Here is a 26166-nt window from a genome sequence, read left to right as displayed (position 1 = left end):
AAGCCAGGGCTATTGTAATCAGTAGAGGATGATGTCTCTCGTCCCGTAAGGAGTTTACTTGATTACACATATTAGCCCGCTTGGCTCAATGGACATGTTGTCGCAGCTGGAAGTCGATATGCTTAAACGCACGGCCAGCAGCGACCTGTATCAACTGTTTCGTAACTGTTCGCTTGCCGTTCTGAACTCCGGCAGTTTGACCGATAACAGCAAAGAGCTGCTGTCCCGCTTTGAAAGTTTCGACATTAACGTGCTGCGCCGCGAACGGGGCGTGAAGCTGGAACTGATCAACCCGCCTGAAGATGCGTTTGTTGATGGACGCATTATTCGCGCGCTACAGGCCAACTTGTTTGCCGTGCTGCGCGACATTCTGTTCGTCAATGGCCAGATCCATAACGCCGGTCGTTTTCAGCATCTGGATCTCGAAAGCTCGGTGCATATTACCAACCTCGTATTCTCGATCCTGCGTAATGCCCGGGCACTGCACGTTGGCGAAGCGCCGAACATGGTCGTCTGCTGGGGCGGTCACTCAATCAACGAGAATGAATACCTGTACGCCCGTCGCGTAGGCACCCAGTTGGGCCTGCGTGAACTGAACATCTGTACCGGCTGTGGTCCGGGGGCGATGGAAGCGCCAATGAAAGGCGCTGCAGTCGGTCACGCCCAGCAGCGATACAAAGACAGTCGCTTTATTGGTATGACCGAACCGTCAATCATTGCCGCAGAGCCGCCTAATCCGCTGGTTAACGAACTGATCATCATGCCAGACATTGAAAAACGTCTGGAGGCGTTCGTGCGTATCGCCCACGGTATTATCATCTTCCCGGGCGGCGTAGGGACAGCAGAAGAGCTGCTGTATCTGCTGGGGATCCTGATGAATCCGGCCAACAAAGATCAAGTTTTACCGCTGATCCTGACCGGACCAAAAGAGAGCGCCGATTACTTCCGCGTGCTGGACGAATTTATCGTGCACACGCTGGGGGAAGATGCGCGTCGCCACTATCGCATTATCATTGACGATGCAGCGGAAGTGGCGCGTCTGATGAAAAAAGCGATGCCGCTGGTGAAAGAGAACCGCCGCGACACAGGCGATGCCTACAGCTTTAACTGGTCGATTCGTATCGCACCGGATTTGCAGATGCCGTTCGAGCCGTCCCATGAAAACATGGCTAACCTTAAGCTGTACCCGGATCAGCCCGTTGAAGTACTGGCGGCCGACCTGCGTCGTGCGTTCTCGGGTATTGTGGCGGGGAACGTGAAGGAAGTTGGGATCCGCGCCATTGAAGAGTTTGGCCCGTACAAAATCCACGGTGACCGTGAGATGATGCGCCGCATGGACGATCTCCTGCAGGGCTTTGTTGCACAGCATCGTATGAAGTTACCAGGCTCTGCGTATATCCCTTGCTACGAGATCTGCGCCTAACCTTCAACAGCCGCCAGCAGACGCTATCGCGGTGACAGTTTTGTCCATATTAAAGCCGGGTCTGGCGCATTAGCCTCCCGGCTTTTTTTAGTGATACCAGTCACATAGCTCAGAGGATCATATAAATATCAGTGATATTTCATTAAAAAAGAAGCGGTACGCAAACGATTACCTTTAAAACCCAACCGTGATTTATCTTAGGAAATTATTATTAGTCGCCAAAATCCTCTAAAAACAACAGTTTTTACAGCTTAACACGCCTATCTTCGCGCCTTCGCTTTCATGAGATATGTCGTTAATGTTAGCCTTCGCGCCCGTAAATTCGCTTTGACTATTTTTTAACAGATTAATGGCCCAAATTTATCCACATAAAAGGTGGATTATTGCATTTGGGATCCCGATCACTGATACATCCATTACTAAAATGTATCTTTCCGCCCGCAAATTATTACGGCGAAAAATTATATAAAAAATCGCTCAACGAATTTCGATTTACAGTCGGGTGCTTTCTCATTGGATTGAACCCAAACCCGACTTTTTAAGCTTCCTCCAGGAGAAATAGATGGAAAACACTCAAACCAGCACTATCGTTACGGGCCAGACCCGCAGCGCATGGCGCAAGACAGACACCATGTGGATGTTGGGCCTTTACGGCACGGCGATTGGCGCGGGTGTATTGTTCCTGCCGATTAACGCAGGCGTAGGCGGCATGATCCCGCTTATCATCATGGCGATCCTTGCTTTCCCAATGACCTTCTTTGCACACCGCGGTCTGACTCGCTTCGTGCTGTCCGGTAAAAATCCGGGTGAAGACATCACCGAAGTTGTAGAAGAACACTTTGGTGTCGGCGCGGGTAAACTGATTACCCTGCTCTACTTCTTCGCTATTTACCCAATTCTGTTGGTCTACAGCGTTGCAATCACCAACACCGTTGAAAGCTTCCTGACCCACCAGTTGGCGATTACGCCGCCGCCGCGCGCAATCCTGTCTCTGATCCTGATTGTCGGCATGATGACCATCGTGCGCTTCGGTGAGCAGATGATCGTGAAGGCGATGAGCATCCTGGTATTCCCGTTCGTTGCGGCTCTGATGCTGCTGGCGCTGTACCTGATCCCTCAGTGGAGCGGTGCGATTCTGGAAACCCTGTCCTTTGATTCTGCAGCAACCACCGGCAACGGCCTGCTGTTGACCCTGTGGCTGGCAATTCCGGTAATGGTGTTCTCCTTCAACCACTCACCAATCATCTCCTCCTTCGCCGTGGCGAAGCGTGAAGAATACGGTGATGAAGCTGAGAAAAAATGCTCCAAGATCCTGGCATTCGCTCACATCATGATGGTGCTGACCGTAATGTTCTTCGTCTTCAGCTGCGTGTTTAGCCTGTCCCCAGCGGACCTGGCTGCAGCGAAAGAGCAGAACATCTCTATCCTGTCTTACCTGGCAAACCACTTTAACGCGCCGATCATCGCCTGGATGGCACCGATCATCGCGATTATCGCTATCACCAAATCCTTCCTCGGCCACTATCTGGGCGCGCGTGAAGGTTTCAACGGTATGGTGATTAAGTCTCTGCGCGGCAAAGGCAAAACCATCGAAATCAACAAACTGAACAAAATCACTGCGCTGTTCATGCTGGTAACCACCTGGATTGTGGCGACGCTGAACCCGAGCATCCTCGGTATGATTGAAACCCTGGGTGGCCCAATCATCGCGATGATTCTGTTCCTGATGCCGATGTATGCCATTCAGAAAGTACCGGCAATGTGTAAATACAGCGGCCATATCAGCAACGTCTTCGTTGTGATTATGGGCCTGATCGCTATCTCCGCTATTTTCTACTCTCTGTTCAGTTAATTCCCCTGCGCCGCTCTTCGGGGCGGCGCACCTCGATACACAATGGACGCCTCATGATTAGCGTATTCGATATTTTTAAAATCGGCATTGGCCCTTCCAGCTCCCATACTGTTGGCCCGATGAAAGCAGGCAAACAATTCACGGATGACCTGATTGCACGCGGAATTCTCACTGACGTAACCCGCGTAGTGGTTGATGTCTATGGCTCTTTGTCTCTCACGGGGAAAGGTCACCATACCGACATCGCGATTATTATGGGCCTGGCGGGTAATCTGCCGGATACCGTAGACATTGATGCCATCCCGGCCTTTATCCAGGATGTGAATACTCATGGACGTTTGCTGCTAGCGGACGGTCAACATGAGGTTGAGTTCCCGGTCGACAAGTGCATGAATTTCCATGCGGACAATCTGTCCCTGCACGAAAACGGGATGCGTATTACCGCACTGGCGGGCGAAAAAGCCATTTACAGCCAGACCTACTATTCCATTGGCGGTGGGTTCATCGTTGATGAAGAACATTTTGGTTTACCGAACAACTCTCCGGTAAACGTGCCGTATCCGTATAAATCTGCGGCTGATTTGCAACGTCATTGCCAGGAAACCGGCCTGTCGCTTTCTGGTCTGATGATGCAAAACGAACTGGCGCTGCACAGCAAAGAAGAGCTGGAACAGCACTTTGCCAACGTCTGGGAAGTGATGCGTAGCGGGATTGAGCGCGGTATCACCACCGAAGGCGTATTGCCAGGAAAACTGCGCGTTCCGCGTCGTGCTGCGGCGCTGCGTCGTATGCTGGTCAGCAGCGACAAAACCACCACTGACCCAATGGCGGTTGTTGACTGGATCAACATGTTCGCGCTGGCCGTGAACGAAGAAAACGCTGCCGGTGGACGCGTGGTTACCGCGCCAACCAACGGCGCATGCGGGATTGTTCCTGCTGTACTGGCGTACTACGACAAGTTTATTCGCGAAGTGAACGCTAACTCGCTGGCACGCTACATGCTGGTCGCGAGCGCCATTGGTTCACTGTACAAGATGAACGCCTCTATCTCTGGCGCCGAAGTGGGCTGTCAGGGTGAAGTCGGTGTTGCCTGCTCCATGGCTGCGGCCGGTCTGGCTGAACTGCTGGGCGGTAGCCCAATGCAGGTGTGCATTGCGGCGGAAATCGGTATGGAACATAACCTGGGTCTGACCTGCGATCCGGTTGCCGGCCAGGTACAGGTACCCTGCATTGAGCGTAACGCTATTGCTTCGGTTAAAGCAGTTAACGCCGCGCGTATGGCGCTGCGCCGTACCAGTGAACCGCGCGTGTGCCTCGATAAAGTTATCGAGACCATGTACGAAACCGGTAAAGACATGAATGCCAAATACCGCGAAACCTCTCGCGGTGGTCTGGCGATGAAGATTGTCACCTGCGATTAAGTCCCCTGAAGAGGCCTCTTTTGCGAGGCCTCTTCCTGTTTTTCTGCCAACTATTCGCCTCCCTTCGCCGTGAATGTTACCCTACAGACTGATTTGTTAGGGAGAACACCGTGGCCGTCCATCTGCTCATTGTTGATGCACTGAATCTCATCCGCCGTATTCACGCCGTACAGGGCTCACCCTGCGTGGAGACGTGCCAGCACGCACTCGATCAGCTGATTGTGCACAGTCAGCCCACGCACGCCGTGGCGGTATTTGATGACGAGGCGCGCAACAGCGGCTGGCGTCACCAACGCTTACCTGACTACAAAGCCGGTCGCCCGCCAATGCCTGACGATTTACACCAGGAAATGCCCGCCTTACGCGCTGCTTTTGAACAGCGCGGCGTCTGCTGCTGGGAATCCAGCGGGAATGAAGCCGATGATTTAGCCGCTACCCTGGCGGTTAAAGTTAGCCAGGCGGGACATCAGGCAACCATCGTTTCAACAGATAAAGGCTATTGTCAGCTACTCTCCCCAACGCTGCGTATTCGGGACTATTTCCAGAAACGCTGGCTGGATGCGCCCTTTATCGAGAAAGAGTTCGGCGTACTACCGCAACAGTTGCCTGATTACTGGGGACTGGCGGGGATCAGCAGTTCTAAAGTTCCAGGGGTTGCCGGTATTGGACCCAAAAGCGCCACACAATTGCTGACGCAGTTTCCAACGCTGGAAGCGTTGTATGAACATCTTAATGACGTACCGGAGAAATGGCGCAAGAAACTCGAAGAACATCGGGAGATGGCGTTTCTGTGCCGCGATATCGCGCGGCTGCAAACGGACTTACATATCGACGGAAACCTACAGCAATTACGCCTGCCGCGGTAGCCTTATTGTCGGATGCGGTGTCAACACCTTATCCGGCCTACTTATCGTACAACCCAGCAGGCCGGATAAACGCCAGGTGATTACCAGGCGGTATGGTATAGCTCGACGATATCCCCAAGGCTCGCTTCACGCGGATTTCCCCCGGTACAAACATCGTCAAATGCCGCCTGCGCCAGTGCAGGAATATCCTCTTTGCGTACGCCAACATCGCGTAAATGCAGTGGGATCCCTACATCACGGTTAAGGGCGAAGACAGCATCCACCGCCGCTTTACGTGCTTCTGCCAGCGTCAGGCCTTCAACCTTAACCCCCATCGCCCGGGCGATATCGCAGAATTTTTCCCCGGTAAATTCGGCGTTATAGTGCATCACGTGCGGCAGCAAAATGGCATTCGCGACGCCGTGCGGCGTGTTGTAAAACGCGCCTAACGGATGTGCCATGCCATGCACTAATCCCAGGCCAACGTTGGAAAAACCCATTCCGGCAACGTACTGGCCCAGCGCCATCGCTTCACCCGCCTGGCTATCGCCCGCGACCGAACCGCGTAATGCCCCGGCAATAATTTCGATGGCTTTGATGTGCAGCGCATCGGTAAGCGCCCACGCCGCCCGCGTGATGTACCCTTCAATGGCATGAGTCAGTGCATCCACTCCTGTGGCGGCTTTTAATGCAGCGGGCATGCCGTCCATCATGTCAGCATCGATGAACGCCACCTGCGGGATGTCATGTGGATCGACACAAACAAACTTACGCCGGTTCTCTTCGTCAGTGATCACGTAGTTAATGGTCACTTCCGCTGCCGTTCCCGCGGTGGTTGGGACTGCCATAACCGGCACGCTCGGGCTGCGCGTCGGCGATAACCCTTCAAGGCTGCGGACATCTGCAAACTCAGGGTTATTATGGATAATACCAATCGCTTTACAGGTATCCTGCGGGGAGCCTCCGCCGATGGCTATCAGATAGTCTGCGCCACTTTGCTGAAACACACCCAATCCTTCCTGCACCACCGCAATGGTTGGGTTAGGGATAACGCCTGAATAGATTTCCCATGCCAGACCTGCAGCATCCATTCGGGAAGTCACCTTTTCAACGACGCCGCACTGTACCAGATTTTTATCTGTCACAATCAACGCCTTGCGATAACCACGACGGATGACTTCATCGGTTAACGCGCCAACAGCTCCCCGGCCAAACCATGCCGTTTCGTTCAGAATCATTCTGTTCGCCATCGTATATCTCCTTTTCGCTATGCGAAATTACTCTTCAATGCGTAATCCGTAAGATTTGAATTTCTCCAGCACAATGGCGATCTCTTCGTCATCCAGCACCGGCACTGGGTCAACAATCGCCAGCGTGCTCAGATACAGGCGGGCCAGAACTTCCACTTCATGCGCCAACCACAGTGCTTTTTCCAAATTCGCTTCACAAGCAATCAACCCATGGTGCTGTAAAAGCGTTGCCTTACGGTTTTTCAGGGCGACGCTCACATGCTCTGACAGCTCTCGTGTACCAAACGTCGCATAAGGCGCACACGGAATAGAGTTTCCCCCCGCCGCTGCAATCATGTAATGAATTGCCGGGATAGGGCGATTGAGAATTGAAACGGCGGTGCAGTGTACGGCATGGTTATGGACAACCGCATTGGCATCCGGACGCGTCTGGTATGCCGCCAGGTGAAAACGCCATTCACTGGAGGGTAATTGTCCTTTATCATATTTCCCGTCGTTATCTACATACACGATCATGTTTTCAGTAAGTCTTTCGTAAGGAATACCGCTGGGTGTGATCAGCATCCCATTTTCATAACGCGCACTCACATTTCCCGCCGTTCCCTGATTCAATCCAAGGCTGGTCATTTCCAGACAGGTTTCAATGATTTCTCGCGACAAACGCATTCTTTCCATAATGATTCTCCGGGTACAGTTTCCCCTCGTCTTTATTGCGAAAAATGCAGCCGCAGAATAAGACGGGTCAGGTTTCAGGTACAGGCTGCCACTGAATGTATTTATTCAGATTCAGTTGGCCGATTTATTTTTAGCGACGTATTATGGTTGTCTTACGCGCTTAATTAGTTTCATTTCAACTTTTACAGTTTCTTTAATTGGCCGGTCATCAATAGCACTCATCATCATATCGAATGCTTTTTCCGCCCAGACATTTTCATCCTGTTGCATTGACCAGACATTATTGGCGAGGAATCCCAGCATTGGGTGTTCATCGAATGTCCCAATATTAATTTCTGGTGGAATGGTGCCTAAACGATTACGAATAGCGTTAATGGCCCCTTCCAGTACGGGTAATGATGAGGCGATAAATGCCTGCGGACAGTCCTGTTCACCGATCAACTCATCCATGAGTCGATAACCACCTTCTGGTGTGTTATCCGGACCTTCTCGCACCCAATTTCTGTGAAAAATACCATTATTGTTCAATGCATTAAGATAACCTTGCAAACGGTCACCAATGCTGGGTAATCCGGTATCCCCTACTAAAAACCAGATCGGCGACTTTCCAGCGTCAAACAAACTTTGCGTCAACTTTTCGCCGCCCAAAATGTTATGACTTTCAACCAGTGCGTTGTCGGTATACTTAAAATCACGGTCAAGCAACACCATTGGTTTCCTGACCTGACGTAAATGGTGTTGCTGATTCTCTAACGTTGAAGGAACAATAAAAAGGCCATCGACATTGCGCGCGATTAACGCTTTGGTCAGTTTATTTTCGTAATCAACATCGTCATAGGTACAGCTAATCGTTAGCTGATAACCAGAACGGCGACAGCGTTGCTCAAGTTTTTCTGCAAGTGTGGCAAAAAACACGTTGGAAATATTAGGGACTATCAATCCTAACGTATCCGTTTTATTCAATTTCAGGCTGCGTGCTGAATGGTTAATGACGTAACCATAGCGCTCGACATATTCATTAATACGCGTTTGGGTTTTGACACTGATTCGATATTGCTCTGCTTTCCCGTTCAGCACCAGTCGTACGGTCGTAACCGATAAATTCAGATCGCTGGCTATCTGTTCTACTGTTTTAGCCATTTATATGCCCCAGTTCACATCCAAAAACGTCAATCCCCAATCATAAAAGTATTTTAAACTTTTGTCTTACTGCATAAGTTGGTTAATCGCCTGCTGCTGATCCCACAGCATCAGATAAGCCTGGTATTTACGATCATAGAAGTTCCGCCGTGCCGGGTTAGCCTTGATCACCTCGCCCGATCGAACCATCGCCTGACATGCGGACGGAATCGTGGTCCACGCGCCGCATGCCACCGCGCCGGTAATGGCCGCACCTAACGTTACCGCATCCTCTTCCTGCATAAGATGAATATCGCATCCGGTGGCATCGGCATATTCTCGCAACCACAGTGGGTTATGCGTTGCGCCGCCGCACAGCGTCAGACGGGAAATGGTGTGACCGTTTTCGCGCATCACCTCCATAATATGTCGCGTACCGCAGGCGATCGCCTGTATTGTCGCCAGGTACAGACGAGCAACCTGCATCTCGCCTCGTTCCAGCGTTAAACCACACACACTCCCCCGGGCATCGGGTCGCGCGCGCGGCGAACGATTACCGTGGTGATCGGCCAGCACATGCAAATAACGACCAGGCTCTGACTCCTGCTCCTCAAGTGCTGCAACCCACTCATTAACTAAAACGATGGGATGGCACCCCCGCGCTTCAGCTTTGTTAAACAGCTCAGCGCTGGCACCTGACTCCTGAAGCGTCCAGTCGACTAACGCCCCGGCGGCGCTTTGTCCCCCTTCCGTCAGCCAGTAGCCTGGCAGCATGGCTGACCAGTATGGTCCCCATACGCCTGGCGTATGAATTTCGTGCCGGCTGCACAGCATATGGCAATTTGACGTTCCGCTGATCAGCGCCAACGTCCCCTCAGGCTCGGCACCAGCTAGCGCCACTCCGCCTGCATGGGCATCAATCATTCCACTGGCGACGACCACTGCAGTCGTCAGCCCCAGCGCCTGGGCCGCATCGCTGCTAAGCGTTCCAACGCCAGCGCCTGGCGGCAGAATACGCGACGGGATTTTGCCCAATAAATCCGTTAATTCAACGGCATCGAGCAGGGAGTGGCTGAAGCGTTGTTCATGTGCCAGATAGTTCCATTTACAGGTTAGCGTGCACAACCCCGCAACATCAGTGGCGGTAGCTTTAGAGACCAGAAAGTCCGCCAAATCGTAGAATCGATGCGCACTCTGCCAGGTGGCTGGAAAATGGTTTTTCAGCCATAGCACTTTGGGAAGCTCCATTTCGACGCTGACCTCACCGCCAACATAGCGCAGAGAGGGATCCTGCGTGGCGTTAATACGCTGCGTCTCCTGCGCCGCACGATGATCCATCCACATGATGATGTTATGGTCTGACGGTTCGCCGGGGGAAACCGCCAGTCCCCGCCCCTGTTCGTCCAGTGCTACCAATGAACAGGTGGCATCAAAACCCAATGAGCGAATATCCTCAATGCAAACCCCGGATGACGACACCGCCTCCTTCACTGCATGGCAAACCTGCTGCCAGATTTCTGCAGATGACTGCTCAACCCGCTCAGGACCGGGTCGAAACTGCGAGATGGAACGAGTCGCAAAAGCCAGCCGTTTGCCACTGGCATCAAAGACACCCGCCCTGACGCTGGCGGAACCGACATCCACACCGAGGAAATATCCACTGCCCATAGTAACTCCCTGACGCTGGCTAATGATGGGGCGAGCACCTCGCCCCAACGGTCTTATTTTTTACCGAATGGGTGTAACAGCTTGTCAATTTCTGGCGTATCAATATTCTTCGCGCTGACAAATTTCACCGGAATATCAATTTCTTTCGGTACAGACTGACCCGATACCGCTGCATTCAGCGTCTTAATACCCTGGTAGCCAATTTGATAAGCGTCCTGCACCACAAATCCCTGAATCACTCCGGACTTCAGGAAAGCAATGATTGCCTCGGTGCTATCAAAACCAATCACCTTCACTTTGCCTTTCAGATTTTGGCTATCAATAGCGTTTGCTACGCCAAGCGTTGAGCCTTCATTCGTACCATAAATTCCTGCGATATCCGGGTTGGCCTGGATCATATCGATGGTTTTATCCATCGCTTTTTGCGGATCGCCATCGCTGTACTGGACCGGTAGCACCTGAATATCCGGATATTTCTCCTTCATACGGGCAATAAACCCTTCCGAACGTTCAATCGCTGAAGAAGTCCCTGCTACGTGCGCAATAATGCCCACTTTCCCTTTGCTGCCCACTTCCGCTGCCAGCGCGTCTGCGGCTTCAGCACCGGCTTTTCGGTTATTCGTAGCGACAAAGCTCACCGGAATATCGGAATTCACGCCGGAGTCAAACGTCACAACTTTAATGCCGCGTGAATTTGCGGTCTCAACTAATGGCGCCAGCGCATTGGCATCTAACGCGGCCAGTAATAGCCCATTCGGTTTTTGCGCCATCGCGTTTTCAACTAACTGAATCTGCTCGGCAATCTGAGTTTCATCCGCCGGGCCAACATAGCTGGTTTTATCACCCAACTCTTTTGCTGCCGCTTCCGTCCCCATTTTTACGGTTTGCCAGAATTCATGCTGGAAACCTTTACTGACCACCGGAAGGTTCATATCTTTAGCCAATACGCTGGATGTCATACAGGCCAGCAGGGATAACGCATAGACAAAATTCCTGGTTCTCATTGTTTTACTCCGTTCTGAGTGAGTCACCCTAAACGTCAGGGTTATGATGCCCCGTGACTTCCGGGAGCGTAAATCAACGAATTTTTTTGCGTAATGTGTCGAGATAAACCGCGGCAATGACCACCACTCCCATGGCTACCATTTGCCAGAACTGGGAAACGCCCATCAGGTTCAGGCCATTCTTCAGCACGCTCATAATGAATGCGCCGATGATCGTGCCGCCGATGGTGCCAATTCCGCCCATCAGGCTCGTACCGCCAATAACAACCGCCGCGATGGCTTCCAGCTCATATCCCACGCCGACCGTTGGCTGACCAGAGTTCAAACGAGAGGCCAGAATCACCCCGGCAATCCCGGTCAGCAGACCACAAAAGGCGTAGACGAAAATTTTGACGCGCTGAACTTTAATACCGGAAAGATGTGCGGCCACCTCATTGCTACCCACGGCGTAAACATAGCGACCAATCACCGTTTTCTTCAGGATGTAGGCGGCGATTAACGCCACCACTACCAGGTAAAAAACGGGATAAGGCAGCACATCGAACAAACGTCCCTGGGCCAGCATTTTGAAGGTGGGGTAATCGGCGAAATAAATCGCACGACCATCCGTCATCACCATATTGATGCCTCTGACGGACATCATCAGGCCCAGCGTGGCGATAAAAGGCGGGATAGTCATTTTGGTGACCAGCAAGCCGTTGATATAGCCGCATAATCCCCCGGCCAGCACCCCCGCCAGAATACATACGGGCAGAGGCAGTCCCAGCGTGGCGCTGATACCGACCGCAACACCAGAAAAGGCCACGACCGAGCCAAGAGAAAGGTCGATTCCTGAAGTGATAATGACGAAGGTAACGCCAATCGCCATGATGCCAATCACCGACGTTTGCAGGGCAATTGTCATAATGTTTTCAGTGTTAAAGAAAAATGGCGAACCGAAGCTAAAAAATATTACTAAAATAATCAGACTCAAAAGCGGCGCAAGGCGCATTAAAAGTTCTTTATTAATTTTTATTTTCTTATTATTGCTGTCTGAAGAGGTTACAGAGATAGTCATAAATTAGTCCTCTAACGTCGCATATTGCATGATTTTTTCTTGTGTGGCGTCATCAGAAGCTAACTCCCCGGTAATACGTCCATTACGCATCACTAAAATGCGATCGCACATACCCAGCACTTCCGGTAATTCAGAGGAAATCATGATAATTGACTTCCCTTTTGCCACCAGTCGATTCATTAATTCATAAATTTCAAGTTTGGCACCCACATCAATACCGCGAGTTGGTTCGTCAAAGATGAGAATATCGGTATCTTTACATACCCATCTGGCAATAATAATTTTCTGCTGATTACCGCCACTTAAATTCAGTGCTGCCTGCTCTAAATGTGGTGTTTTAATACGTAGGGCCTTAACCTGTTCCTCGCTGGTTTTCTGACAACGTTTGCTGTCCACATTGCCATAACGGTCGGAATACTCAGGATAATTGCCCAACATGATATTGCGCTCAACGGACAGCCCTAATGCCAGCCCCTCTTTTTTTCTGTCCTCGGTTAAATAGCTGATGCCCTGTTTGATAGCATCAGGAATATCTTTAATTACCGTAACTTTGCCGTTTAGCTTGAGAGTTCCGCCATCAATGGGATCCGCACCAAAAATCGCCCGCGCCAGCTCAGTACGCCCTGCGCCCATCAAGCCGGCAAAGCCCAAAATTTCGCCCTGATACAGGGTGAAATCAATGTTGTTCAGTACGCCATTGCGCGTCAGACCGCTTACTTCCAACACCGGCTTACGTTGAGCCAAAGGTCCACGACGAGGATAGATATTGCCGAGGTCACGCCCAACCATCATGGCAATCAGATCGCTAATTTTAACCGCATCATAATCTACGGTGGCAATAAACTGACCATCCCTCATCACCGTCGCGCGGTCGGCTATCAGCGCCAGTTCCTCCAGCCTGTGCGAGATATAAACAATGCCTGTTCCCTGTTCCTTCAACAAACGGGTCACCTGAAATAAGCTGTCGATTTCCGTTTCCGTCAGTGCCGCCGTCGGTTCATCCATAATAAGGATCTTGGCATTCACCGATATCGCTTTAGCAATCTCAACCATTTGTTGTTGCGCGACGGTCAGATCGGCCACCAGCGTTTCTGGTGAAATATTCAGGTTTAATTTTTGCAAAATATCGATAGCAGTCTGTCGCTGCTGTTTTTCATCCAGACGCCAGCGATTATTTTTGCAAAACTCCCTGCCAATAAATATATTTTCTTCTACTGTGAGCTCAGGGAATAGATTGAATTCCTGGTGAATAATAGTGATACCTGCGCTTTGTGCGCTCAGTGGGTTCGCAAAAGTAACAGGTTGCCCTTCGAAAATAATATCTCCTTCATCAGGCTGATAAACACCGGATAAAATCTTCATCAACGTAGACTTTCCTGCGCCATTCTCACCCAGCAGCGCATGAACCTCACCTTTGCGTAAAGCAAAATCCACATTACTCAACGCTAATACGCCGGGAAAACGTTTCGTAATATGACTCATCTGTAAAAATGTTTCAGACATTGCTGCTTTCCTCAATATACAGAAACTGCAATCAGTGAATCAGGCGAAAAAACGTTGCCAGGAAGCCATCGTCACCGTTAATGCGAATACTACCTTCACGTTCATATGCGTTTTATCAATCATGCTAACTCGAGTTAGCGAATTGCCTTTTAAAGCTATTTTAGCTACTCAAATTAGCCAAATCATTTGGTTTAAAACTGTGACGCTGAACAGACAATTTATTGCAAACAATTAATTTAAAAGAACTTATCTAAAAATATCCGTCCTGGTTTATTTGACGCAGATCGAATTTTAACCACTTCTCGTGAAGCCTCTCACAGTTCCACAACAAAAAAGTTGTGCAAAAAACTCTCTGATACCTAAGCTAACTCGAGTTAGCAAAAATGGGTTATTCGGCCAACTGCGACGGTGGTGTTCAAAATCCGCTTTTGCAGCACGGCATAAAGTGAGATGAGGAACCTCGAATGAAAAAAAATAGCTTGCCGAAAATTGGCATTCGTCCGGTGATTGATGGGCGCCGTATGGGTGTTCGCGAATCGCTCGAAGAGCAAACCATGAATATGGCTAAAGCCACCGCTGCGCTGATCGCTGAGAAACTTCGTCACGCCTGTGGCGCACAAATTGAATGTGTAATTGCCGACACCTGTATTGCCGGTCTGGCGGAATCCGCAGCCTGTGAAGAAAAGTTCAGCAGCCAAAATGTTGGCGTAACGATTACCGTTACCCCCTGCTGGTGCTACGGCAGCGAAACCATCGACATGGATCCGATGCGTCCGAAAGCTATCTGGGGCTTTAACGGCACAGAACGTCCTGGTGCCGTTTATCTTGCTGCCGCGCTGGCTGCACATAATCAAAAAGGTCTGCCCGCGTTCTCCATTTACGGTCACGACGTACAGGATGCCGGCGACACCACCATCCCCGCCGATGTCGAAGAAAAACTGCTGCGTTTCACCCGGGCGGGCTTAGCCGTTGCCAGTATGAAAGGTAAAAGCTATTTATCCGTAGGCGGCGTTTCTATGGGCATCGCCGGTTCTATTGTCGATCATAACTTCTTTGAATCCTGGCTGGGAATGAAGGTTCAACCTGTTGATATGACTGAACTTCGCCGTCGAATTGATCAGAAAATTTATGATGAAGCTGAACTGGATATCGCACTGGCCTGGGCGGACAAAAACTTCCGCTACGGCGAGGATCAGAATGCGCAACAATATAAGCGTAACGCAGAGCAAAGCCGGGCTGTGCTGAAAGAAAGTCTGCTGATGGCCATGTGCATTCGCGACATGATGCAGGGTAACCAGAAGCTGGCCGACAAAGGTCGGGTTGAAGAGTCGCTGGGGTACAACGCGATTGCCGCAGGCTTCCAGGGCCAGCGTCACTGGACCGATCAATACCCGAATGGTGATACCGCCGAAGCCCTGCTCAACAGCTCCTTTGACTGGAATGGCATACGCGAACCGTTTGTTGTCGCCACCGAAAACGACAGCCTGAACGGCGTGGCGATGCTGTTTGGTCATCAACTCACCGGCACGGCGCAGGTCTTTGCCGATGTACGCACCTACTGGTCGCCAGAGGCGGTTGAACGCGTCACGGGGAAACCACTGACCGGCCTTGCTGAGCACGGCATTATTCACCTGATTAACTCCGGCTCGGCAGCACTGGACGGCTCCTGCAAACAGCGCGACGGCGCAGGGAAACCGACTATGAAGCCGCACTGGGAGATCGCGCAGAAAGAGGTCGATGATTGCCTGGCGGCAACCGAATGGTGTCCGGCTATTCACGAATACTTCCGCGGCGGCGGCTACTCCTCTCGCTTCCTGACCGAGGGTGGCGTGCCGTTCACCATGACTCGCATCAACATCATCAAAGGCCTGGGGCCGGTGCTGCAAATCGCGGAAGGCTGGAGCGTGGAATTACCGAAAGATATGCATGACCAGCTCGATGCGCGTACCAACTCTACCTGGCCGACCACCTGGTTTGCCCCGCGCTTAACCGGTAAAGGCCCGTTCAGCGATGTCTATTCAGTGATGGCAAACTGGGGCGCAAACCACGGTGTGTTGACGATTGGTCACGTGGGCGCGGACTTTATTACGCTCGCCGCCATGCTGCGTATCCCGGTTTGCATGCACAACGTGGAAGACGAGAAAATTTACCGTCCTTCAGCCTGGGCAGCCCACGGAATGGATATGGAAGGCCAGGATTATCGCGCCTGCCTGAACTACGGCCCGCTGTATAAGCGTTAATGCGACTCCGCCCGGTGGCGCAAGCTTACCGGGCCTATAGGAGCACAACGTGTAGGCCGGATAAGGCGTTTACGCCGCCATCCGGCAACGTCTCGGGAGCGATTATGAAACAAGAGGTTATCCTGGTCCTTGACTGCGGCGCGACCAACGTGCGGGCAATCGCCGTTGACCGACAGGGAAAGATTGTCGCCCGCGCAGCGACCCCGAATGCCAGCGACACCGCAACAGAAAATAGTAGCTGGCATCAATGGTCGCTGGAGGCCATTCTGCAACGCTTCGCCGACTGCTGTCAGCGACTCAAAACGCAGCTGGCCGCCTGCCATATCCGCGGGATCGCCGTCACCACCTTCGGCGTAGACGGCGCGTTGGTTGATAAAACCGGCAAGCAACTGTATCCGGTAATAAGTTGGAAATGCCCACGCACCGCAGCGGTAATGGAAACTATCCACCGCTATATGTCACTGCAGCAGTTGCAGGAAATCTCCGGCGTCGGCGCGTTTAGCTTTAATACGCTGTATAAACTGGTGTGGCTCAAAGAAAACCATCCGCAATTACTGGAACAGGCGCATGCCTGGCTATTTATCTCATCGCTTATCAACCACCGATTAACCGGCGAGTTCACCACCGATATCACCATGGCGGGCACCAGCCAGATGCTGGATATTCGCCAGCGCGATTTTAGTCATGACATTTTGCAAGCAACAGGCATACCGCGTCGTCTGTTCCCACGCCTGGTAGAAGCTGGCGAACAGATTGGGATTCTGCAGCCAGAGGCCGCCAGCCAGCTCGGGCTTGCGGCGGGTATTCCGGTCATTTCTGCCGGACACGACACGCAGTTTGCGCTATTTGGCGCAGGGGCGCAGCCCGATGAACCGGTGCTCTCTTCCGGCACATGGGAGATTCTGATGGTGCGCAGTTCACAGGTAGATACCTCCCAGCTCAGCCATTATGCGGGTTCCACCTGTGAACTGGATAGCCAGGCAGGACTGAAAAACCCCGGCATGCAGTGGCTGGCTTCCGGTGTTCTCGAGTGGGTACGTAAGCTACTGTGGACTGCCGACACCCCCTGGCAGATGCTGATTGATGAAGCCCTGGCTATTCCCGCAGGTGCCGAAGGGGTGAAGATGCACTGCGACTTGTTGGCCTGTCAGAATGCGGGCTGGCGAGGGGTTACGCTCAATACCACCCGCGGGCACTTTTATCGCGCCGCGCTGGAAGCGCTCACAGAACAGTTGCAGCGAAATCTGCACACGCTGGAAACAATCGGTCATTTTCAGGCCACGGAACTGCTATTGGTTGGTGGAGGAAGCCGCAACGCATTGTGGAATCAGATCAAAGCGAATGTACTCGGGATCCCTGTCAAAGTGCTGGATGATGCCGAAACCACCGTGGCCGGGGCCGCGATGTTTGCCTGGTCAGGCATCGGGGAATTTACCTCTCCCGAACAGGCACGCGCGCAGGTGTGCTACCAGTACCGTTACTTCTATCCGCAAACCGAATCCGAACTGACAGGAGTCGTGTAACATGCTCAAAACGATATCTCCCTTAATTTCCCCAGATCTACTGAAGGTGCTGGCTGAAATGGGACACGGTGATGAGATTATCTTTTCCGATGCCCACTTCCCGGCCCACAGCATGGGACCGCAGGTCATTCGCGCAGATGGTCTACTGGTCAGCGATCTGCTGCAGGCGATTATTCCACTGTTTGAACTGGACAGCTACGCCCCACCACTGGTGATGATGGCCGCTGTTGAAGGCGACACCCTCGATCCTGATGTCGAGTCACGTTATCGTCAGGCGCTTTCACTACAAACCCCCTGCCCGGATATCACACGTATTGACCGCTATGCCTTCTATGACCGCGCGCAACAGGCGTTTGCGATCGTTATCACAGGAGAGCGGGCAAAGTACGGGAATATTCTATTAAAAAAAGGGGTAACGCCGTAATCTCTGGTCTGAATGCCCGTCAGCTACGGGCATTCATCAAAAGATAAGGATCAGAACATGAAAGCGGCGCGCCAGCAGGCAATTGTAGATCTACTTACTCACCACAAAAGTCTGACAACCGAAGCCCTTTCTTTGCAGCTTAACGTCAGCAGAGAGACCATCCGCCGCGATCTCAGTGAGTTACAAGCCCAGGGAAAAGTGTTGCGTAATCACGGGCGGGCCAAAGTGATTCACCGGGAAGATCAGGACAGCGGCGACCCGTTTCATATGCGGCTCAAAAGCCATTATGCCCACAAAGCACATATTGCCCGCGAAGCGCTGGCATGGATCGAAGAAGGTATGGTGATAGCCTTAGACGCCAGCTCAACCTGCTGGTATCTGGCGCGACAGTTACCGGACATCAACATTCACGTTTTTACCAACAGCCAGTCCATCTGCCAGGAATTGGCTAAACGTGAACACATTCAGCTTATCAGCTCCGGCGGTCGCCTCGAGCGTAAATACGGATGCTACGTTAACCCCTCGCTTATCTCGCAGCTCAAACCACTCGACATCGACCTGTTTATTTTTTCCTGCGAAGGGATCGACCGCGACGGCGCGCTCTGGGACTCAAATGCGACCAACGCCGACTTCAAGTCCATCTTGCTTAAGCGTGCAGCGCAATCATTATTGCTGATTGATAAAAGCAAATTTAATCGTTCGGGGGAGGCCCGGATTGGGCATCTGGATGATGTGACGCATATTGTTTCGGATACGCCGCTGATTGAAACAATTCAGGCCGAATAAGGCGGTTATGCCTTGATCCGGCCTTCAATTTTATCTTATCGCTCGTCGCGACGACCGCCGACGGCAGCCCACAGGCGACGTACATGCACGGTCACTTCTTCACGGTCATGATACAGCTGACGCGCCTGAATCTGGGCATTTACGCCATGCTCGTCAAGCTGCGCCTGAATGTAAGCCAGATTTTGCGACACTTCTTCGTAGCGTTTTTTCATCGGCAGCTTGAGGTTGAAGATAGTCTCACGACACCAGCCGTTGACCAGCCACTGCGCCATCAGGGCGGCAACCTTCGCGGGCTTCTCCACCATGTCGCAAACCATCCACGAAATGTTGTTACGATTCGGGCGATACTTAAATCCGTCTTCGCGCAGCCATGTAACCTGTCCGGTATCCATCAGGCTTTGCGCCATCGGACCATTATCCACGGAATAAACCCACATGTTGCGTTTAACCAGTTGATAGGTCCAACCGCCGGGGCATGCGCCTAAATCCACCGCATACATTCCGTTAGCCAGACGCTCATCCCATTCATCAGCTGGGATAAACACGTGCAGCGCTTCTTCCAGCTTCAGCGTTGAACGGCTTGGCGCATCGGCCGGGAACTTCAGACGTGGAATACCCATGTAGAACGGGGAGTTATTGTCAGGCCAGGAATAGCCTGTATAGCAACAGCCAGGAGCGATAAAGAAAACATGAACCACCGGACGTTTTGGCGTTTCATACTTTGCCAGCACGCCAGCTTCACGCAGCGCCGCGCGCAGCGGTACGGTAAATTTACGGCAAAATTTGACCAGCTCTTTGCTTTCATTGGTGTCAGCAACTTCGACACGCAGATCGCCGCCTTTTTCCACCACGCCCTGCAACATGCCGACAATTGGCGTAATACGGTCTTCCGGCGGTAAATATTGCAGCAGCTCGCCTACCACAAACATCTGGCGGGCAAAAATCAGCGAGCTAAACGGCAACTCTTTCACTAGCTTTTCGGCATCGTCCTGCTGATAGCATTCGAAGATGACGTAACCCGCATTGTCTTTCACGCGGGCAAAACCGAAGATTTCCCGGCGTCCTGCTTTATCCGTAATTTCTGCGGCGCACTCTTTTTCAAAACCCGGGCGACACAACAATACTACCTTATTCATGGCTAACGCCCTTACGTTTCAATCTAATAGCGCCCACTAACATCAGCGCCCAGCCCACAAGGAAGCTGAAACCACCAACGGGGGTAACAAACGCCCACAGGCGTAAATGAGAGAGCGCGAGGCAATAGAGGCTGCCGCTAAACAGCACCGTTCCCAATGCCAGAAACACGCTACTCCAGTAAAACCAAATGCTAATACGTCGCTGCATGGCGACGGCCAGACCAAAGATAGCCAACGTATGAAACGCCTGATACTCAAGGCCAGTCTGGATCCACCCCATCTCAACGACACCGAGGGTTTTACTCAGAACATGTGCCCCAAAGGCGCCCAACGCCACAAAGATAAAGCCACTTATGGCGGCAAAAATCAGCATAAAACGGCTGGTCATGTGAATACCCTACGTAAATTATTGTTCATAACGAAAGCGGAATTTTTCTTGTTCCGTGGCCGCTTTCGCCAGAATCCACTGACGGAAGGCGGCTATTTTACCCAGTTCTGCCTGACTGTCATGACAAACCAGATAAAATGCGTTTTTGCTGACCAGAACATCGTTAAACGGACAAACCAGACGTCCGGCTTCAATTTCGGATTGCGCCATGACGTTATTCGCCAGCGCAACCCCCTGTCCATGGATAGCAGCCTGTAGCACCATGGCGCTATGGCTGAAGATAGGTCCCTGCTGTACGTTGATATGATTCAGGCCAAGCTGACGCGTATAGGCTTGCCAGTCACGACGCGACGCATCGTGCAATAATGTGTGCTTAGCCAGGTCATCAGGCGCCTTCAGCGGTTTATCACCGGTCAATAATAGCGGCGAGCAGACCGGCAATAAATATTCAGCGTACAATTTTTCAACGCGCAGACCCGGCCAGTTGCCGCGTCCGTAGAAAATCGCCACATCAACATCGTCAGCCAGTTTGTCTTCCTGACGGTCCACCGCCTGGATCCTGACATCGATTCCCGGATAAGCTGAGTTAAAGCTAGAGAGTCTGGGCACCAGCCACTGGATCGCAAAACTGGGCAATAAACTAACGGTGAGCGCACCTTTTGCGCTGCGAGCCTGAAGCTTACGCGTCGCGTCGGTTAATTGCGAAAAAATCTCTTTGATGTCGAGGAAGTAACTTTGGCCTTCTTCCGTTAACAGCAAAGATCGATTGCGTCGACGAAACAGCTTTAGCCCCAGGAAATCCTCAAGAGACTTGATTTGATGACTTACTGCGGCCTGCGTCACAAAAAGCTCTTCTGCTGCGCGAGTAAAGCTCAAATGACGCGCTGCAGCATCAAAAACACGCAACGCATTTAAGGGTGGTAATCGTTTTGACATGACTTTTAGGCTTTGATGTTAAATGAATTTAACAATTATCTAACAGGCTGTAACCTATTAGTTTTTTTTATCTGAGCCATTATAAATTGTCCGTTGAGGTTCTACCAGCAAATACCTATAGTGGCGGCACTTCCTGAAGCCGGAACGAAAAGTTTTATCGGAATGCGTGTTCTGGTGGGCTTTTGGCTTACGGTTGTGATGTTGTGTTGTTGTGTTTGCAATTGGTCTGCGATTCAGACCATGGTAGCAAGGCTACCCTTTTTCACTTCCTGTACATTTACCCTGTCTGTCCATAGTGATTAATGTAGCACCGCCAACTTGCGGTGCTTTTTTTTGTCCGACTCTTTGTCGATGGACGACCGGTTAGTTATCCAGTTCTACCATCTCTTTCACATCGGTACGGTTAATCTGCTGTTTGTTGCCGTTAGCGTCTTTATACGAAATCATCCCCGTTTCATTATCAGTCTGTGGCTTACCATCAGACACGATTGATCGACCATCGTTGGTGTGCATCACGTAATTCGAACCGGAACAGGCGCTCAGGGCAAAAGTCAGCATACAAGCAGAGATAATTGCGGCAGTCTTTTTCATCTTCTTCTCCTTAAAGCGATTTATGCTATTAAAAATACACTCCGTAACAGGCAAAATTGCTCGCCTAACGCTAATTAGCATAAGACACTGCGCGGACTTTGCCAGGATATCCAGAGTATTCCGATGGTTAGCACAACTCTTGTATCAGCGCCATTTTTGCGCCACGATCGGTTTACTGAACTGAGGAATACCATGAACGCTTTTAACCCCGCGCAGTTTCGCGCCCAATTTCCCGCACTCAACGATGCTGGCGTTTATCTCGACAGCGCTGCTACGGCGCTGAAGCCGCAGGCGGTGATTGAAGCTATCCACCAGTTTTATAGCCTGAGCGCCGGGAACGTCCATCGCAGCCAGTTTGCCGAAGCACAACGCCTGACCGCACGCTATGAAGCCGCGCGGGGAAAAGTCGCAAGTCTGATTAATGCGCCGGATGACAAAACAATCGTCTGGACCCGCGGCACGACCGAGGCGATTAATATGGTTGCCCAAAGCTATGCGCGACCGCGCTTACAACCGGGCGATGAGATTATCGTTAGCGTGGCAGAACATCACGCCAACCTCGTGCCCTGGCTGATGGTGGCGGAGCAAACGGGAGCTAAGGTAGTCCGGCTGCCGCTCAATGCCCATTTATTGCCAGATGTTGAAAACCTCGCGCAACTCATTACTCCCCGCAGCCGCATTCTGGCGCTCGGGCAGATGTCGAACGTCACCGGCGGTTGCCCGGATCTGGCCCGCGCCATCACGCTCGCCCATGCGGCTGACATGGTGGTGATGGTTGATGGCGCCCAGGGTATTGTCCATTTCCCTGCTGACGTACAGCAGTTAGATATTGATTTCTATGCATTCTCGGGCCACAAACTGTATGGCCCGACCGGCATTGGCGTGCTGTACGGTAAACCTGAACTACTGGAAGCGATGTCTCCCTGGCTCGGCGGCGGCAAGATGATTAGTGAAGTCAGTTTTGATGGTTTCACCCCCCAGGCAGCGCCATGGAAGCTGGAGGCCGGTACGCCTAACGTTGCTGGCGTTATCGGGCTGAGCGCGGCGCTCGAATGGCTGGCGGACGTCGACGTTGCGCAGGCCGAAAACTGGAGCCGGGGTCTGGCGACGCTGGCAGAAGATGCGCTGGCAAAACGCCCCGGCTTTCGTTCCTTCCGCTGCCAGGATTCCAGTCTGCTAGCCTTTGATTTCGCTGGTGTTCATCACAGTGACATGGTCACTCTGCTGGCCGAATATGGCATTGCGCTACGCGCAGGGCAACATTGTGCGCAACCGCTGCTGGCAGAACTGGGCGTATCCGGGACGCTACGCGCCTCATTTGCACCTTATAATACCCAAAGTGATGTGGATGCGCTGGTCACAGCCGTGGACCGCGCGCTGGAAATATTGGTGGATTAATGACAAGCCCTCTGTTCGCCGGACACCCGTTTGGCACAACCGTAACCGAAGAGACGTTACGCAATACCTTTATCCCGCTCACTCAGTGGGAAGATAAATATCGCCAGCTGATTCTGCTGGGTAAGCAGTTGCCGGCGCTTCCGGATACGCTAAAAGCACAGGCCAAAGAAATTGCGGGCTGCGAAAACCGCGTCTGGTTGGGACATACCCTTCATGAGAATGGCACTCTGCATTTCTTCGGCGACAGCGAAGGTCGCATAGTACGCGGGCTGTTGGCGGTATTACTCACGGCGGTCGAAGGTAAAACCGCAGCCGAGTTACTGGCGCACTCGCCCATGGCATTATTTGACGAACTGGGTTTACGCGCGCAGCTTAGCGCCTCGCGTAGCCAGGGCCTGCATGCTCTTAACGAAGCTATTCTTGAGGCTGCTCAGAAAGCCGAATGACGGCGCTGATGTGTCTTATCCGGCCTACAACACCGCACGAACCGTAGGTCGGATAAGCACAGCGCTATCCGACACTATCAGAGTTGGCGCGCCGCTTTCGCCATCATCTTCTTCAGCGCATGTGAGACGGCAACAAAGCCAAAGGTGGCGGTCACCATAGTGGCTGCGCCAAATCCGGACGCGCAATCCATACGTTTTGGCCCTTCCGCCGTCGCTTTCATCGCACATACCGAGCCATCTGCCTGCGGGTAAACCAGCGCTTCGGTCGAGAACACACAGTCCACACCCAGTTTGCCTTTGCTGTTTTTCACTACGCCAAAATCGCTTTTCAGCCGCTCACGTAGCTTGGCCGCCAGCGGATCCTGAATGGTTTTTGCCAAATCAACGACCTGAATCTGCGTCGGGTCGATCTGCCCGCCAGCACCGCCGGTAGTCACCAGCGGAATTTTATTACGCCGACAATAAGCAATCAGTGCCGCTTTTGGGCGCACGCTATCAATCGCATCAATGACATACGAAAATCCCGCACTCATATACTCAGCAACGTTTTCTGGCGTAACAAAATCATCGACCACGCTAACACGGCACTCCGGGTTAATCTGGCGGATACGTTCTGCCATCACTTCAGCTTTTGCCAGGCCGACGTTATCGCGCAGAGCATGGATCTGGCGGTTAGTATTGGTGACGCACACATCATCCATATCGATAAGTGTAATGGCACCAATGCCGGTACGCGCCAGCGCTTCCGCCGCCCATGACCCCACTCCGCCAATTCCAACCACACAAACATGCGATTGGGCAAACAGCTGCAACGCATTTTCGCCATACAGACGCGCCGTACCGCCAAAACGCTGGCGCCAGGCATCACTGATAACCACAGACATAGAACCTCAAATATAGAAAACAAAAAGAGCGGACAAATACCGCCCTTGATGACTGCATCACTGCCTGATGGCGGCTACGCCTTATCAGGCCTACTCAATAATGTAGGCCGGATAAGCGAAGCGCCATCCGGCAATTAACCGCTAAAAACGTTACCCGCACCCGGCGCTGTTTTCAGTACCCATACGCGACCGTAGTGATTATACCACCCGGCACGGTGTCCGGCGTCAGCGCCAATGCCCTGGTAGATATCGAAGTGTTGCCCTTTAATCGCCCCACCCACATCTAACGCCACCATCAGACGCAGTTCGTACTGACCAGTAAACTTGCCGTTGTTGTCCAGTAACGGAACTTCCGCCAGTAACGTTGTGCCCGCAGGAATGATACTACGGTCAGAAGCCACGGATGCACGGCCAATCAACGGTACCGCGCTGGCCCCTTTTACCGGAGCAAAAGATTGCGGTTTAAAGAAGACAAACGATGGGTTCTGCTCCAGCAGCTCACGCACTTCGGCCTCGCTGTGCGTTTCTCCCCAGTGGCGAATGGCCTGCATCGACATATCTTCTTTTTTCACTTCGCCACGGTCGATAAGCACTTTGCCGATACTGCGATAGGCGTGGCCGTTTTTCCCGGAATAGCTAAAGAAGTTGAGTGGGCTGCCATCGCCAAAATCGATGTAACCACTGCCCTGAACATCCATAATGAAGTTATCCATCAGGGAGTTGCTGTACGCCAGAATGTAATTATCGCTTAGCGCGCCAGCGTAGATCTCGGCACGAGAGGGTAAGCGCCCACGTTTTGGCGGCATACGATAGATAGGATACTGAAACTCGCCCTGACGCGTATGGCGCGCCTGAATCACCGGCGTGTAGTAACCGGTAAACTGGACGTTACCGTAATTGTCCGCCCCTTCCATTTGCCAGGCATCAATACCAAACTGGCGCATACTGCGCGTATCACCGCCCGCGCGTAGCCATTGCTGGATAGCGTTGTAGACGTTGCTCTGGTTACCGTACAAACGCGGCGAAGCGCTGCGAATTTGATTAACCTGCTCGGCGAAATCACCGGCATTGATTGGTGCGCCAACCGCATCAGGCTGGTTCACCAGTGAGAAAGGCTGGGTAAATTTCCCGTCTTTATACTGCTGCCCACGATCGGTGGGTTTTGAGGAACACGCGGCGAGCATCGCGACTACTGCTCCCGCCAGAAGATATTTTGCCCAACGTCCTTTCATTGTTCTCGTCTTATGTTGCCTGAATGCGAGACGAAGATAACAAACCCCCGTACCTAATGAAATGCGTATACATACCCCGACGCAAATTTTGAGCAAAAAATAATCCAGAATGCGTTGTTTTTGTTCATTTTCACCCTAAAAACGTGATCAAGGTGAAAAAAGGGTTGCATGAAAATGCGAGCAGAGTATAGTGCGCATCCACGGACGCGGGGTGGAGCAGCCTGGTAGCTCGTCGGGCTCATAACCCGAAGGTCGTCAGTTCAAATCTGGCCCCCGCAACCAATTAAAATTTGATGTAAGATTTTTGCAAAGTAGTTCGAATCACAGCAAGGCGGCGACGCAGTGAATCCTTAGGAGCTTACTCC

23 protein-coding genes and 1 tRNA gene are annotated in these 26166 nt (G+C 52.0%); 11 read left to right on the top strand and 13 right to left on the bottom strand.

Annotated features, from left to right (window positions below):
* Positions 1 to 58: 58 nt before the first annotated feature.
* The 4 genes from ppnN (at position 59) to xni (ending at position 5562) form a co-directional block, all read left to right on the top strand.
* Entirely contained in the window at positions 59 to 1423 is a 1365-nt protein-coding gene (gene ppnN / locus OGV77_RS22895; protein WP_003840366.1) for a nucleotide 5'-monophosphate nucleosidase PpnN, read from the top strand.
* A gap of 562 nt (positions 1424 to 1985) precedes the next feature.
* Positions 1986 to 3275: an HAAAP family serine/threonine permease gene (locus tag OGV77_RS22890; protein ID WP_286502982.1), complete on the top strand. Its 1290-nt coding sequence runs from the start codon at positions 1986 to 1988 to the stop codon at positions 3273 to 3275.
* 53 nt (positions 3276 to 3328) lie between these two features.
* Positions 3329 to 4696 carry an L-serine ammonia-lyase gene (locus OGV77_RS22885; protein WP_043017410.1) on the top strand — a complete coding sequence of 456 codons (1368 nt, stop codon included), beginning with the start codon at positions 3329 to 3331 and terminating at the stop codon, positions 4694 to 4696.
* A 110-nt stretch (positions 4697 to 4806) separates the two neighbouring features.
* Complete coding sequence (gene xni / locus OGV77_RS22880) at positions 4807 to 5562, top strand: flap endonuclease Xni (RefSeq protein WP_043017411.1); 756 nt, start codon at positions 4807 to 4809, stop codon at positions 5560 to 5562.
* 80 nt (positions 5563 to 5642) lie between these two features.
* On the opposite strand, the gene fucO is transcribed toward xni, so the two are convergent.
* The 7 genes from fucO to OGV77_RS22845 form a co-directional block, all read right to left on the bottom strand.
* Positions 5643 to 6791 carry a lactaldehyde reductase gene (gene fucO / locus OGV77_RS22875; protein WP_043017412.1) on the bottom strand — a complete coding sequence of 383 codons (1149 nt, stop codon included), beginning with the start codon at positions 6789 to 6791 and terminating at the stop codon, positions 5643 to 5645.
* Positions 6792 to 6818: 27 nt separating this feature from the next.
* The gene (gene fucA, locus OGV77_RS22870) at positions 6819 to 7466 is read right to left on the bottom strand and encodes an L-fuculose-phosphate aldolase (RefSeq protein ID WP_003034062.1); all 648 of its coding nucleotides are present in this window, start codon (positions 7464 to 7466) and stop codon (positions 6819 to 6821) included.
* 141 nt (positions 7467 to 7607) lie between these two features.
* Complete coding sequence (locus OGV77_RS22865; RefSeq protein ID WP_087051238.1) at positions 7608 to 8606, bottom strand: LacI family DNA-binding transcriptional regulator; 999 nt, start codon at positions 8604 to 8606, stop codon at positions 7608 to 7610.
* 66 nt (positions 8607 to 8672) lie between these two features.
* Entirely contained in the window at positions 8673 to 10253 is a 1581-nt protein-coding gene (locus tag OGV77_RS22860; RefSeq protein ID WP_047409018.1) for an FGGY-family carbohydrate kinase, read from the bottom strand.
* Between the two features lie 53 nt (positions 10254 to 10306).
* A complete protein-coding gene (locus OGV77_RS22855) occupies positions 10307 to 11257 on the bottom strand; it encodes an ABC transporter substrate-binding protein (RefSeq protein ID WP_003034057.1) in 951 nt (316 codons plus the stop codon).
* 73 nt (positions 11258 to 11330) lie between these two features.
* A complete protein-coding gene (locus tag OGV77_RS22850; protein ID WP_003034055.1) occupies positions 11331 to 12314 on the bottom strand; it encodes an ABC transporter permease in 984 nt (327 codons plus the stop codon).
* Between the two features lie 3 nt (positions 12315 to 12317).
* Entirely contained in the window at positions 12318 to 13817 is a 1500-nt protein-coding gene (locus OGV77_RS22845) for a sugar ABC transporter ATP-binding protein (RefSeq protein WP_286502981.1), read from the bottom strand.
* Between the two features lie 464 nt (positions 13818 to 14281).
* Here OGV77_RS22845 and fucI point away from each other — a divergent pair, with 464 nt between their 5' ends.
* The 4 genes from fucI to fucR all read left to right on the top strand — a co-directional run bounded on the left by fucI (position 14282) and on the right by fucR (position 18790).
* Complete coding sequence (gene fucI, locus OGV77_RS22840; protein WP_087051237.1) at positions 14282 to 16057, top strand: L-fucose isomerase; 1776 nt, start codon at positions 14282 to 14284, stop codon at positions 16055 to 16057.
* A 104-nt stretch (positions 16058 to 16161) separates the two neighbouring features.
* A complete protein-coding gene (fucK, locus tag OGV77_RS22835; protein WP_213733566.1) occupies positions 16162 to 17580 on the top strand; it encodes an L-fuculokinase in 1419 nt (472 codons plus the stop codon).
* A gap of 1 nt (position 17581) precedes the next feature.
* Positions 17582 to 18004, top strand: coding sequence for an L-fucose mutarotase (gene fucU, locus OGV77_RS22830; RefSeq protein ID WP_043017418.1), 423 nt, complete (start codon positions 17582 to 17584; stop codon positions 18002 to 18004).
* Between the two features lie 57 nt (positions 18005 to 18061).
* The gene (gene fucR, locus OGV77_RS22825) at positions 18062 to 18790 is read left to right on the top strand and encodes an L-fucose operon activator (RefSeq protein ID WP_286502980.1); all 729 of its coding nucleotides are present in this window, start codon (positions 18062 to 18064) and stop codon (positions 18788 to 18790) included.
* A 35-nt stretch (positions 18791 to 18825) separates the two neighbouring features.
* Here fucR and rlmM read toward each other — a convergent pair whose 3' ends face one another.
* The 4 genes from rlmM to OGV77_RS22805 form a co-directional block, all read right to left on the bottom strand.
* Positions 18826 to 19926 (bottom strand): 23S rRNA (cytidine(2498)-2'-O)-methyltransferase RlmM, encoded by a 1101-nt coding sequence (rlmM, locus tag OGV77_RS22820; RefSeq protein WP_003034040.1) that lies wholly within the window; start codon positions 19924 to 19926, stop codon positions 18826 to 18828.
* Positions 19919 to 20314, bottom strand: a complete 396-nt coding sequence (locus tag OGV77_RS22815) for a DUF423 domain-containing protein (protein ID WP_005130969.1) — start codon at positions 20312 to 20314, stop codon at positions 19919 to 19921. The genes rlmM and OGV77_RS22815 overlap by 8 nt, the downstream gene beginning before the upstream one ends.
* An 18-nt stretch (positions 20315 to 20332) precedes the next feature.
* A complete protein-coding gene (gene gcvA / locus OGV77_RS22810) occupies positions 20333 to 21250 on the bottom strand; it encodes a glycine cleavage system transcriptional regulator GcvA (RefSeq protein WP_043017421.1) in 918 nt (305 codons plus the stop codon).
* 363 nt (positions 21251 to 21613) lie between these two features.
* Entirely contained in the window at positions 21614 to 21841 is a 228-nt protein-coding gene (locus tag OGV77_RS22805) for a YgdI/YgdR family lipoprotein (protein WP_016154261.1), read from the bottom strand.
* A 192-nt stretch (positions 21842 to 22033) separates the two neighbouring features.
* Here OGV77_RS22805 and csdA point away from each other — a divergent pair, with 192 nt between their 5' ends.
* Together csdA and csdE are read left to right on the top strand one after the other, a co-directional pair.
* Positions 22034 to 23239 carry a cysteine desulfurase CsdA gene (gene csdA, locus OGV77_RS22800; RefSeq protein WP_087051234.1) on the top strand — a complete coding sequence of 402 codons (1206 nt, stop codon included), beginning with the start codon at positions 22034 to 22036 and terminating at the stop codon, positions 23237 to 23239.
* A complete protein-coding gene (gene csdE / locus OGV77_RS22795) occupies positions 23239 to 23685 on the top strand; it encodes a cysteine desulfurase sulfur acceptor subunit CsdE (protein ID WP_043017423.1) in 447 nt (148 codons plus the stop codon). Before csdA ends, csdE begins: the two co-directional genes overlap by 1 nt.
* 77 nt (positions 23686 to 23762) lie before the next feature.
* Here the strand turns inward: csdE and tcdA are convergent, their stop codons facing one another.
* Together tcdA and mltA are read right to left on the bottom strand one after the other, a co-directional pair.
* On the bottom strand, positions 23763 to 24569 hold the full coding sequence (gene tcdA, locus OGV77_RS22790; protein WP_047409008.1) for a tRNA cyclic N6-threonylcarbamoyladenosine(37) synthase TcdA: 807 nt from the start codon (positions 24567 to 24569) through the stop codon (positions 23763 to 23765).
* Positions 24570 to 24703: 134 nt separating this feature from the next.
* Positions 24704 to 25801 (bottom strand): murein transglycosylase A, encoded by a 1098-nt coding sequence (gene mltA / locus OGV77_RS22785; RefSeq protein ID WP_003034021.1) that lies wholly within the window; start codon positions 25799 to 25801, stop codon positions 24704 to 24706.
* A 205-nt stretch (positions 25802 to 26006) separates the two neighbouring features.
* Here mltA and OGV77_RS22780 point away from each other — a divergent pair.
* A tRNA-Met gene (locus tag OGV77_RS22780) sits at positions 26007 to 26083 on the top strand.
* Positions 26084 to 26166 lie beyond the last annotated feature (83 nt).

The organism is Citrobacter sp. Ce129 (assembly GCF_030334545.1).
Lineage (GTDB): Bacteria > Pseudomonadota > Gammaproteobacteria > Enterobacterales > Enterobacteriaceae > Citrobacter > Citrobacter europaeus.
This window is presented reverse-complemented; position numbering and strand designations above follow the sequence as displayed.

Bases quoted from the DNA above. Each gene is read 5' to 3' on its own strand.
- OGV77_RS22890 (WP_286502982.1), top strand. From the start codon at position 1,986: ATGGAAAACACTCAAACCAGCACTATCGTTACGGGCCAGACCCGCAGC.
- OGV77_RS22885 (WP_043017410.1), top strand. From the start codon at position 3,329: ATGATTAGCGTATTCGATATTTTTAAAATCGGCATTGGCCCTTCCAGC.
- fucO (WP_043017412.1), bottom strand. From the start codon at position 6,791: ATGGCGAACAGAATGATTCTGAACGAAACGGCATGGTTTGGCCGGGGA.
- fucA (WP_003034062.1), bottom strand. From the start codon at position 7,466: ATGGAAAGAATGCGTTTGTCGCGAGAAATCATTGAAACCTGTCTGGAA.
- OGV77_RS22865 (WP_087051238.1), bottom strand. From the start codon at position 8,606: ATGGCTAAAACAGTAGAACAGATAGCCAGCGATCTGAATTTATCGGTT.
- OGV77_RS22860 (WP_047409018.1), bottom strand. From the start codon at position 10,253: ATGGGCAGTGGATATTTCCTCGGTGTGGATGTCGGTTCCGCCAGCGTC.
- OGV77_RS22855 (WP_003034057.1), bottom strand. From the start codon at position 11,257: ATGAGAACCAGGAATTTTGTCTATGCGTTATCCCTGCTGGCCTGTATG.
- OGV77_RS22850 (WP_003034055.1), bottom strand. From the start codon at position 12,314: ATGACTATCTCTGTAACCTCTTCAGACAGCAATAATAAGAAAATAAAA.
- OGV77_RS22845 (WP_286502981.1), bottom strand. From the start codon at position 13,817: ATGTCTGAAACATTTTTACAGATGAGTCATATTACGAAACGTTTTCCC.
- fucI (WP_087051237.1), top strand. From the start codon at position 14,282: ATGAAAAAAAATAGCTTGCCGAAAATTGGCATTCGTCCGGTGATTGAT.
- fucK (WP_213733566.1), top strand. From the start codon at position 16,162: ATGAAACAAGAGGTTATCCTGGTCCTTGACTGCGGCGCGACCAACGTG.
- fucU (WP_043017418.1), top strand. From the start codon at position 17,582: ATGCTCAAAACGATATCTCCCTTAATTTCCCCAGATCTACTGAAGGTG.
- fucR (WP_286502980.1), top strand. From the start codon at position 18,062: ATGAAAGCGGCGCGCCAGCAGGCAATTGTAGATCTACTTACTCACCAC.
- rlmM (WP_003034040.1), bottom strand. From the start codon at position 19,926: ATGAATAAGGTAGTATTGTTGTGTCGCCCGGGTTTTGAAAAAGAGTGC.
- OGV77_RS22815 (WP_005130969.1), bottom strand. From the start codon at position 20,314: ATGACCAGCCGTTTTATGCTGATTTTTGCCGCCATAAGTGGCTTTATC.
- gcvA (WP_043017421.1), bottom strand. From the start codon at position 21,250: ATGTCAAAACGATTACCACCCTTAAATGCGTTGCGTGTTTTTGATGCT.
- OGV77_RS22805 (WP_016154261.1), bottom strand. From the start codon at position 21,841: ATGAAAAAGACTGCCGCAATTATCTCTGCTTGTATGCTGACTTTTGCC.
- csdA (WP_087051234.1), top strand. From the start codon at position 22,034: ATGAACGCTTTTAACCCCGCGCAGTTTCGCGCCCAATTTCCCGCACTC.
- csdE (WP_043017423.1), top strand. From the start codon at position 23,239: ATGACAAGCCCTCTGTTCGCCGGACACCCGTTTGGCACAACCGTAACC.
- tcdA (WP_047409008.1), bottom strand. From the start codon at position 24,569: ATGTCTGTGGTTATCAGTGATGCCTGGCGCCAGCGTTTTGGCGGTACG.
- mltA (WP_003034021.1), bottom strand. From the start codon at position 25,801: ATGAAAGGACGTTGGGCAAAATATCTTCTGGCGGGAGCAGTAGTCGCG.